The sequence below is a fragment of the Cobetia sp. SIMBA_158 genome, assembly GCF_046566945.1.
In the GTDB taxonomy this organism is placed as follows: Bacteria; Pseudomonadota; Gammaproteobacteria; order Pseudomonadales; family Halomonadaceae; genus Cobetia; species Cobetia amphilecti.
Genome location: NZ_JAWJYL010000013.1, coordinates 102,951 through 110,043, shown reverse-complemented (window position 1 = coordinate 110,043; position 7,093 = coordinate 102,951). Strand labels below are relative to the sequence as shown.

5 protein-coding genes are annotated in these 7,093 nt (G+C 56.7%); 1 reads left to right on the top strand and 4 read right to left on the bottom strand.

Annotated elements, in window-relative coordinates:
- Nucleotides 1–41: 41 nt before the first annotated feature.
- From R2R70_RS16390 to guaB, 4 genes are all read right to left on the bottom strand, one after another.
- Nucleotides 42–365 carry a hypothetical protein gene (locus tag R2R70_RS16390; RefSeq protein WP_410978513.1) on the bottom strand — a complete coding sequence of 108 codons (324 nt, stop codon included), beginning with the start codon at nucleotides 363–365 and terminating at the stop codon, nucleotides 42–44.
- Between the two features lie 261 nt (nucleotides 366–626).
- Nucleotides 627–1,430, bottom strand: a complete 804-nt coding sequence (locus tag R2R70_RS16385) for a hypothetical protein (RefSeq protein ID WP_410978512.1) — start codon at nucleotides 1,428–1,430, stop codon at nucleotides 627–629.
- A 658-nt stretch (nucleotides 1,431–2,088) separates the two neighbouring features.
- Nucleotides 2,089–3,663 carry a glutamine-hydrolyzing GMP synthase gene (gene guaA / locus R2R70_RS16380; RefSeq protein WP_131431235.1) on the bottom strand — a complete coding sequence of 525 codons (1,575 nt, stop codon included), beginning with the start codon at nucleotides 3,661–3,663 and terminating at the stop codon, nucleotides 2,089–2,091.
- A gap of 165 nt (nucleotides 3,664–3,828) precedes the next feature.
- Complete coding sequence (guaB, locus tag R2R70_RS16375) at nucleotides 3,829–5,298, bottom strand: IMP dehydrogenase (protein WP_131431234.1); 1,470 nt, start codon at nucleotides 5,296–5,298, stop codon at nucleotides 3,829–3,831.
- Nucleotides 5,299–5,708: 410 nt separating this feature from the next.
- On the opposite strand from guaB, the gene xseA reads away from it, so the two are divergent.
- Complete coding sequence (xseA, locus tag R2R70_RS16370) at nucleotides 5,709–7,076, top strand: exodeoxyribonuclease VII large subunit (RefSeq protein ID WP_410978511.1); 1,368 nt, start codon at nucleotides 5,709–5,711, stop codon at nucleotides 7,074–7,076.
- The last annotated feature ends 17 nt before the right edge of the window (nucleotides 7,077–7,093 follow it).

The following is a 7,093-nucleotide window of genomic DNA, read 5'->3' as shown; positions in this document are numbered from 1 at the left end:
AATGAACTGATGGCAAAGCACAATGAAGCACCACCCTCAATTCAATAGGGTGTTGCACTCAGAGCCTGCATCCGCCGTCCTTTAACTTCGTCACAGCTTTCAACCCCTAAACTAGCTAGGGCAGCCATCACTGTAGCTTTCCCAGTTTTGTGCCATTTCGTTTCGGGCGCACTACTGCACTCACCAGCGGTATGAGCAAAGAATTGAGCACCGTTAATACTTGTTTTAAGTATTGCCGACGCATCGCAACAAGGCATTATGAATCCATCTGAATCCGCCGACTTTTTCAATATTTCCCACTCATTGATTGGTATAGTATTTGCATATACCAAGCTACCATCACGCATTCGAGCTACTTGTGTCATACCGATATCCTAGGAGAAAATAGTTATGTATAAAAGACCCTATTGTTTTGCCCACAGTATAAATTACATCCACATATTGAAAAGAACAACTTAATTACTCAACAAAGAGCTTGCACTAGATAAAGCTATTTTCAAAAATCTTTGTACTTTCAATTTCAGCCTAATTATAATATTATTTAGGATATCGTAGCAGGCATTACGCCGTCTGCACCATGAACATTATCTCTTTAGCCATAAACAAATACTTAGACCTTTTATATGCTAGTAAGTACATCCCCTCTTTATAGCAACCTCTTGGATTGTTAATTTTGGGCCTGCCGCTATCTGTGCTTCATTAATAATAAATCCATAATAATCGAAATGATCCAAATCCGTCCTTAACTCGTCAATAAATACAGACTTGTACGTATTTGCGTCGAAACCGCAGAAGGGTATTTTGGCCTTATCCAAGGCGATGAAAACTTTTGATATTGCAGAAATAAAAATAGGCAGCATATCTAAGTAGACACTTTCTCTCGGATAGCGCTCCTGTTCAGCCTTAGTCCAAATCTTATTAAAAGACAAGCCCTCTTCTAAAAAAAGAAATTTAGGTAACAAATTAACCCCAGCCTTAGTCGTTAAGCGACAAGACTCAACTCTTGGATCAAGCCGTAAATATATATCATCTAGCTTTATCAAGTGCATCGGCGGAGGCGGAAATCCGCCAATTGTTCGATGCCTTGCTATTAAAAACTCTGCTCCAAGCAAATACTCAGGATCTCTATCTAACCAAGTAGTTTGAAGAATACTATGAAACAAATCATGATTACGATGATGGATGGCATTACGAACGTTAATCAAAAGATTTGTCTCAGGGTGTGCATTGAAGTCAAACTCCCCTTTTGACACATCGTATAGAGAGTGAAAACATTCGAGCTTTTGTTCAAACGCACGATCGAGATTATGAATAGCTTCTTCATAATCAATACCAGCTAAACTCTTGTAGCAAATAAAAGCTTCGTTATAGAGTCGCATAGCATTAGCGAGACGACCTAGAGCATGACTAATAGCAATAATATTTCTCATCAAGAAGCTCGACCCCATAAATATAACTGAAGAACCACACAGCTAATAAATTATATGCAAAATGACTCTACAGACATATATAGACTACATCAAGAAAACCAAATATTTTTCTGCATAATCTAAATCGCACCAAAACTTATGTATCTCCTACTTCCAAGTCTACTCTTAATATTCTATTTCAGGCAAGAACTTTATCACTCTTATGACCAAAAAATGACAAATTTAACACCTTTTAATGGAGTTAATATTTGGCATCCAATACCTATACTAAAATAATATCTACATTGAAACCTACGTAAAGATACAACTCTCAGCTAAGAATTTTATTGAGACTATCAATAAATATACTTTTATAATTCATTACATTCACAGCAGTTATCATTGCGACTATGAGCAAATACTTCTCATAACATCAACCTATAACTAGCCAGAATGTACACTACCCAAATACTAAGAACAGCATAATTATATTAAAAAAAAACCCTAGAAGCCAATAATTACCTAAATCTTAGGAGGATCATGGAGCAATAACCCAAAAAAGCCCTTCCGGCCATTGGCCAGAAGGGCTTTTTGCTTGCTGCGTTCTCGTCTCGATCAGTTCAAGAGACCGTCTCGACAGAACGCTGCGTCAGCTCAGCGAGGGGTGATCGTCAGGCGATCATTCCCACTCGATGGTGGCCGGCGGCTTGCTGCTGACGTCATAGGTGACGCGCGAGACGTGCTCCAGCTCGTTGATGATGCGGTTGGAGACCTTCTCCAGCAGCTCATACGGCAGGTGCGCCCAGCGGGCAGTCATGAAGTCGACGGTCTCGACGGCACGAATGGCGATGACCCACTCGTAACGACGGCCATCGCCGACGACGCCGACGGACTTGACCGGCAGGAAGACGGCGAACGCCTGGCTGGTCTTGTGGTACCAGTCGAAGTTGTGCAGTTCTTCGATGAAGATGGCGTCGGCCTCACGCAGGATGTCTGCGTATTCCTTCTTCACTTCACCGAGGATACGCACGCCCAGACCCGGCCCCGGGAAGGGGTGACGGTAGACCATGTCGTAGGGCAGGCCGAGTTCGAGGCCGACCTTGCGGACTTCGTCCTTGAACAGTTCGCGCAGCGGCTCGACCAGTTCCATCTTCATGTCGTCCGGCAGGCCGCCGACATTGTGGTGGGACTTGATGACGTGGGACTTGCCGGTCTTGCTGGCAGCGGATTCGATCACGTCCGGGTAGATGGTGCCCTGGGCGAGGAAGTCGACATCCTTGAGCTTGGCGGCTTCGGCATCGAACACTTCGATGAAGGTGTTGCCGATGGCCTTGCGCTTGGCTTCCGGGTCGCTGACGCCAGCCAGCTTGCCGAGGAAGAGGTCTTCAGCGTCAACACGGATGACCTTCACGCCCATGTGGCGAGAGAAGGTTTCCATGACCTGGTCGCCTTCCTTCTTGCGCAGCAGGCCGTTGTCGACGAAGACGCAGGTCAGCTGGTCGCCGATGGCCTTGTGCAGCAGCGCCGCGACCACGGAGGAGTCGACACCGCCGGACAGGCCGAGCAGCACCTTGCGGTCACCGACCTGAGCGCGAACGCGATCGGTGAGGTCTTCGATGATCTTGGCCGGAGTCCACAGACGCTCGGACTGGCAGATCTCGATCACGAAGTGCTCGAGGATGCGCTGGCCCTGCAGGGTGTGGGTGACTTCCGGATGGAACTGCACGCCGTAGAACTGCTTCTCTTCCCACGCCATGGCGGCGATCGGGCAGCTCGGGGTGGAGGCGGTGACGGTGAAGGTCTCCGGGACTTGCGCGACCTTGTCACCGTGGCTCATCCAGACGTCGAGCAGCGGGCGGCCTTCGTCGTCCAGGTGGTCCTTGATGTCCTTGAACAGCGCGGACTCACCGTCGACACGAATCTGGGCATAGCCGAATTCGCGCACGTTGGAGCCTTCGACCTTGCCGCCGAGCTGCTCGGCCATGGTCTGCATGCCGTAACAGATGCCGAACACCGGCAGACCCATCTCGAACACGCACTCAGGCGCACGCGGCGAGTCCAGCTCGGTGACGGATTCCGGGCCACCGGCCAGGATGATGCCGTTGGGGTTGTACTCGCGGATCTCTTCTTCGGTGATGTCGAAGGCACGCACCTCGGAGAACACGCCCAGCTCACGCACGCGACGCGCGATCAGCTGTGTGTACTGGGAACCGAAATCGAGGATCAGGATCTTGTGGGAATGGATGTCTTGCATCTTCAGTCTCTCATTGGGGAGTCGTGAGACCCGCTTCGGAGCTGCGAGGGAGCGCAGGGCCGAAACAATCTGGCGTCGAGGGTAGCCGATACCGAAAGTTCGTTCGACCCAAGCAAAGCGGGAACCCGTGTTGGGCTCCCGCTTTGCTTCGCGCTTCGCTATGTATCAGTCGCGCCGATAGTTGGGCGCTTCCTTGGTGATCTGCACGTCGTGGACGTGGGATTCGGCGAAGCCGGCACCGGTGATCTGCACGAATTGCGGCACAGTGCGCATCTCTTCGATGGTCTGGCTACCGGTGTAGCCCATGGAGGCACGCAGGCCGCCCATCAGCTGGTGCACGATGGCGCTCATCATGCCCTTGTAGGGCACGCGGCCTTCGATGCCTTCCGGTACCAGCTTCTCGACGCCGGCATTCTTGTCCTGGAAGTAACGGTCGCTGGAGCCCTGGGTCTGGGACATGGCGCCCATGGAACCCATGCCGCGATACGCCTTGTAGGTACGACCCTGGAACAGCTCGACTTCGCCCGGGGCTTCTTCCGTCCCGGCGAGCAGGCCGCCGATCATGACGATGCTGGCGCCTGCGGCGATGGCCTTGGCGATGTCACCGGAGAAGCGGATACCGCCATCGGCGATGACCGGCACGTCGTACTTGGCCATGGCGGCCGCGACGTTGGCGACGGCGCTCATCTGCGGCACACCGACACCGGCGACGATACGCGTGGTGCAGATGGAACCCGGGCCGATGCCGACCTTGACGCCGTCTGCGCCGGCTTCTGCCAGGGCGATGGCGGCTTCAGCGGTCGCGATGTTGCCACCGATGACCTGAATCTTCGGGTGGTGCTCCTTGACCCAGGCGACGCGGTCGATCACGCCCTTGGAGTGACCGTGAGCGGTGTCGACGACAATGACGTCAACGCCGGCTTCGGCCAGCGCAGCGACGCGGTCCGGAGTTTCCGGGCCGGTGCCGACGGCGGCGCCGACCAGCAGGCTGCCGTTGCTGTCTTTCGCCGCGTTCGGGTAGGTCTTGACCTTCTCGATGTCGCGAACGGTGACGAGGCCGCGCAGGCGGAATTCGTCATCGACGATCGGCATCTTCTCGATGCGACTTTCCTGCAGCTTGGCCTTGATCTGGTCCAGCGGCGTACCTTCCAGCACGGTGACCAGCTTCTCGCGGCCGGTCATGATGCCGGCGACGGTATCGCTGAAGTCAGGCTGGAAGCGCATGTCGCGACCGGTCACGATGCCGACCAGGTATTCGCCCTCGACCACCGGGAAGCCGGAGTAGCCATGCTCCTCGGACATTGCCAGCAGATCCTGGATCTTGGCCTTCGGGCTGACAGTGACCGGGTCACGCACGATGACGCTTTCGTGCTTCTTGACCTTGCGGACTTCCGCGGCCTGCTGGGCGATGCTCATGCTCTTGTGGATGATGCCGACACCACCTTCCTGCGCCATGGCGATGGCCAGGCGAGCTTCGGTGACGGTATCCATCGCAGAGGAGATAAGCGGGATATTGACGCTGATGTCGCGTGTGAGACGTGATCTCAGGCTGACGTCCTTGGGGAGGACCTCGGAGTAGCCGGGGACGAGAAGAACGTCATCAAACGTCAGAGCTTCTTGCGCTATACGTAGCATGTCGAACGCCCAGTAGCAGTTTATGAGGGATGCGCGAAAGCCGCAGTGCAGGGCCCGATGGACAGGCGCCATGACTACGGTTCTAGCGGTTGCTGCGAGGTAATCACCCATGATAACCCATTCGCCCCGCCCGAGACAAACGTCGCAGGCTATCAAACTCGCAACTTCACGTCCCGGCGACACTAACCATCTGGTCAACTAAAGCCACGGATGGCGCGGCCTGCGGGCTGGCGGGCGGTGAGTCACCTTGCCAGAGCCGAGCCTCGCTGGGTGCCGGCCAGCGCATCCCGAGGATCGCTTTGGATCGTCTCTCGCTTCTCGCCTGTGGCATCATTGTCTTGTTCTCTTCATAAGCTTCAGAGCTCGCCCTTACACGAGCTCCCCGTCAGCTCCAGCACAAGGAAGGTCGCGTGTTCGAAACCTCGTCTGCCGCCAACGCCATCAGCGTGACCCAGCTCAACCGTGAGGCCAAGGGCCTGCTGGAGCGAGGCCTGGGGGAGCTCTGGATCGAGGGGGAGATCTCGGGCTTTTCGCAGCCGCGCTCCGGCCACTGCTACTTCACGCTCAAGGATGACAACGCCCAGGTGCGCTGTGCGCTGTTCAAGAGCCGTGCCCAGTTTCTGCGCGAGAAGCCCAAGGACGGCGACCGAGTGCGGGTACGCGCCAAGGTGTCGCTGTTCGAGGCGCGTGGCGACTATCAGCTGATCGTCGAGGCGTTGCAGCAGGCGGGGCTGGGGGAGTGGCTGGCGCGACTGGCACGCCTGAGAGAGCAACTGGCGGCCGAGGGCGTGTTCGCCAATCAGCGCGCCCTGCCCCATCCGCCGCACCATCTGGGCGTGATCACCTCTGCTACAGGTGCCGCGCTGCAGGATGTGATCGCGGTGACGCGCAAGCGCTGGCCGCAGGCGCATCTGAGCGTATTGCCAGTCGCCGTGCAGGGGCCGCAGGCGGTGCCGCAGCTGATTCGCGCGGTGGCGATGGCCAATCGCGACAGCGACTGTGATGCGCTGCTGATCACGCGTGGCGGTGGCAGCCTGGAAGACCTGTGGGCCTTCAATGACCAGCATCTGGCGCGTGCCATCTTCCACTCGCGCCTGCCGGTGGTGGCCGCCATCGGCCACGAGACCGATACCACCCTGGCGGAGCTGGCCGCCGACCTGCGCGCGCCGACGCCCTCCGCCGCAGCCGAAGCGCTGTACCCGGACCAACGCGCCCAGGTGCAGCAACTGACCGCCCTCAAGCAGCGCCTGTGGCGCGCGCAGCGGGCCCGCCTCGACCAGGCGGCGCAGCGTCTGGATCATGCCCGCTCGCGCCTGCGACATCCGGCCCGTGAGCTGGAAACCCAGCGCCAGCGTGCCCGCGAGCTGGAGCGCCGCCTGCACATCGCAGTGCGCATGCGCATGACCAGTGAGCAGCAGAAGGCCGACCAGCTGACCCGCCGCCTGCAGCAGGCCAGCCCCGCGCGCGACATCCAGCGCCATCGTCAGCAACTGGCGATGCTGACCCCGCGCCTCAACAACGCCCTGCCACGTCGTCTGGCCGCTGATCGTGAGCGCCTGGAAGGCGCGATGCGCGCGCTGAATGCCGTCAGTCCGCTCAATGTGCTCAACCGTGGCTACGCCATCGTCGAACGCGTCGGCAGCCAGACGCCGACACCCGGCGACAGCAAGGTGATTCGCGCCGCCCACCAGACCCAGCCCGGCGAGATGCTCTCGATCCGCCTCGGCGAAGGCCGCCTCGCCGTCGAGGTCAAACGCCGCTACAAGCCGCGCCCCTGATCCCCTGCCTTGCCTCG

Excerpts from the sequence above, each read along its gene's own strand:
- R2R70_RS16390 (WP_410978513.1), bottom strand. The coding sequence starts at position 365 with ATGACACAAGTAGCTCGAATGCGTGATGGTAGCTTGGTATATGCAAAT.
- R2R70_RS16385 (WP_410978512.1), bottom strand. The coding sequence starts at position 1,430 with ATGAGAAATATTATTGCTATTAGTCATGCTCTAGGTCGTCTCGCTAAT.
- guaA (WP_131431235.1), bottom strand. The coding sequence starts at position 3,663 with ATGCAAGACATCCATTCCCACAAGATCCTGATCCTCGATTTCGGTTCC.
- guaB (WP_131431234.1), bottom strand. The coding sequence starts at position 5,298 with ATGCTACGTATAGCGCAAGAAGCTCTGACGTTTGATGACGTTCTTCTC.